This window comes from Dietzia cercidiphylli (assembly GCF_014145145.1).
Taxonomy (GTDB): Bacteria; Actinomycetota; Actinomycetes; order Mycobacteriales; family Mycobacteriaceae; genus Dietzia; species Dietzia natronolimnaea.
Map to the genome: position 1 here is coordinate 1 of NZ_JAALEA010000269.1, position 2,975 is coordinate 2,975.

The 2,975-nt window shown below is 73.2% G+C and carries 1 protein-coding gene; it reads right to left on the reverse strand.

Going from position 1 to position 2,975, the window contains the following annotated elements:
- Positions 1–2,975: beta-ketoacyl synthase N-terminal-like domain-containing protein (locus G6028_RS10145; RefSeq protein ID WP_277817593.1), on the reverse strand; the 2,975-nt coding region annotated here is incomplete at both ends.

Genomic DNA, 2,975 nt, shown 5'->3' on the forward strand with positions numbered 1-2,975 from the left:
GTCCAGCAGGACCGCGGCCTCGCGCTCCTTGACCTCGTCGGCCGACCCCTCACCGAGTCGACGCGCCTCCGGACGGCTGTAGAGGGACTCGCCGCCGTAGATCGCGTCGGTCAGGCGCCGGGCGCCGTCGCGCTCGCGCCCCAGCGCCGCCTCGCGGATGCGCTCCGACTCCTGCTCGCCGAGCTGCGCGGCCACCGCGCGATGGAACGCCTCGGGGTGCGTCACGGCGATGAGCCCGGACACGTGACCGAACCCGAGCGAGGTGAGCAGGCCGGCCTTGAGCGGCAGGTCCCCGCCCAGCTGCAGCGTCTCGCGCAGCCACACCAGGTGCCGGTGCCGGTCCAGGACGTCGTCGACGCAGTCCAGGGCCCGGTTGGGGGGCAGTGTCCCCGAACGCAGCATCTGGGTCAGCCCGATGAGCTGGAACGCGGCCGCGCCACCTTTGGCGTGCCCGGTGAGCGACTTCTGCGAGACGACGAACAACGGGTTGCCGTCGGAGCGACCGATCGCCGCCCCGAGCCGCTCGTGCAGGTCCGACTCGTTGGGGTCGTTGGCCTTGGTCGAGGTGTCGTGCTTGCTCACCACGGCCAGGTCGTCCGCGGTCAGGCCGAGCTCTGCGAGACCCCGGGCCAGCGGCGACCGCTTTCCACCACGGCCCGCGCCGAGCGCGCCGAGCCCCGGAGCGGGGATCGAGGTGTGCGCACCGTCGGCGTACGACCCCGCCCAGGCCACCACCCCGTGCACCGGCAGCCCCATGCGGGCCGCGACGTCGCCACGGGCCAGCAGGATGGTGCCGCCGCCCTGGGACTCGACGAACCCGCCGCGCCGCCGGTCGTTCGCCCGGCTGTAGTGGCGCTCGTCGATCCCCTTGGCGGCCATCGCCGCGGAGTCCGCGGTGGCGGACATGTCGGCGAAGCCCTGGATGCCCTCGGTGGACAGGTCGTCGAACCCGCCGGCCACCACGAACTCCGCCTTGCCGGCGCGGATCTTGTCGAAGCCCTCCTCGACGCTCACCGCGGTGGTGGCACAGGCCGCAACCGGGTGGACCATCGAGCCGTATCCGCCGACGTAGGACTGCATGACGTGGGCGGCCACGACGTTGGGCAGCGCCTCCTGCAGCGTGTCGTTGGCGCGGCTACGGCCCAGGATGCCGTCGATGTAGAGCGAGCGCATGCTCGTCATACCGCCCATGCCGGTGCCCTGCGTGTTGGCGACATCGGCCGGGTGGACGTGGGCCAGCAACTCCGCCGGGGTGAAGCCCGAGGAGATGAAGGCGTCCACGGTGGCCACCAGGTTCCACGCCGCCACCCGGTCGATCCCGGAGACCATGTCGGCGGGGATGCCCCACACCGTCGGGTCGAAGCCGGTGGGGATCTGGCCACCCACGATGCGGGTGAGCGTGGTGCGGCGGGGGACGCGGATCTCGGTGCCCGCCTTGCGGGTGACCGTCCACTCGCCGTCCTCGCTGCGGGTGACGACGGTGTTCTCCGGATCGTCCTCCTGGTACGCGCGGGCCTGGCCCTCGTCGTCCACGACGAAGGACAGGTCCTCCGGCAGGAACACCGAGGTCAGCTGCGGCGAGGCGCCCGCGAACATCTCCGCGCGCGAATCGTCGGCGTAGGTGCGCACGCCCACCCGGGCGAGCACCTCGTCGTGGAAACGCTCGGCGATGTCCGCCTCGTCGATCGGGTCACCGGACCCGGTGACGGTCCAGCCGGCGCGCGGCGAGTCCTCCCAGGTGATGAGCCCGGTCGACCAGGCCAGCTCGACCACGCCGGCGGCGCTGAGGTCGCCGGTGGTCTCCACCTCGAAGCGGGTGCGGGCGCTGCCGTAGGGCCCGACCTCGCCGGAGCCCACGATCACGACCATGTCCTCGAGGTCCTGGGTGACCTGGCCCCACTCGGGGCGCTCGTCGGCGGTGACGGTCTGCAGCGACGGCAGGGCCGCGAGGGTCCCGTCGGCGTCCTCGGTCGAGGCCTCGGTCACCGGGGCCGGACGGTCCGCGGCGAGCGCGGCCATGTCCAGGTCGGCGGTGCCGAGACCCCCGGTGAGGTCGACGGTGAGGGGCGCCTCGCCGGCGGACCGACGGACGTCTGGGGTGCACGAGTCCAGCAGCTCGGCGGCGATCCCCGCGGTGGACCAGGTGGACACGCCCGCGGCCTCCACGGCGTCGACGAGCGGATCGTTGTGGCCCATCAGCCCGGTGCCCCGGACCCAGCCGATGATCGCGTGGACGAACGTCACGCGCTCGGACCAGGACTTCTCCGAGCCCCACTTGGCGATCATGGCGTCGAGCGCGGCCTTGGCCTCGCCGTAGGCGCCGTCGCCACCGAAGATCCCGCGGTTGGGCGAGCCCGGCAGCACCACGTGCAGACGGGAGTCGACGTCGGTGTCGGCGCCGATCGCGCCGAGCCCGGCGACGAGCTTCTCCACGCCCCACAACAGGACGCGCATCTCGGTCTCGGCCCGCGGGCCGGCGTCGGCCATCGAACCCTGGACACGCGGGGCGGCGAACGGGAAGAGCAGCGTCGGCGTGAGCGGCGCCTTGAGGACGGTGGTCTGGCCACCGGCCGACTCGGCGTGCTCGGATCCGACCCACTCGACCAGCGCGTCGACGTCCGAGTACGACGTGAGGTTGGCCGGCAGCACCCACAGCGCCGCGCCACCGCGGGCGTGGGAACGGTAGAGGTCCTTGAAGAAGGCCAGCTTGGACTGGTCCAGGTTCGAGGTGGTGGCCACCACGGTGGCCCCTCCCGCCAGGAGCTTTCCGGTGACGGCGGCGGCGATGGAGCCCTTGCCGGCACCGGTGACGACGGCGACGTCGCCCGCGTACCGGCCGACGAACTCCTCGGAGGCCGCCTCCGCGATCTCCCGGTAGGTGACCGCGAGGGCGTCCCGCCGGGCTCCGGCGGCCCGCTCGGCCCACCAGCGGGCCTGCTCGGCCACGATGTCGCCGGCACCGCGGAAGGCCTCCG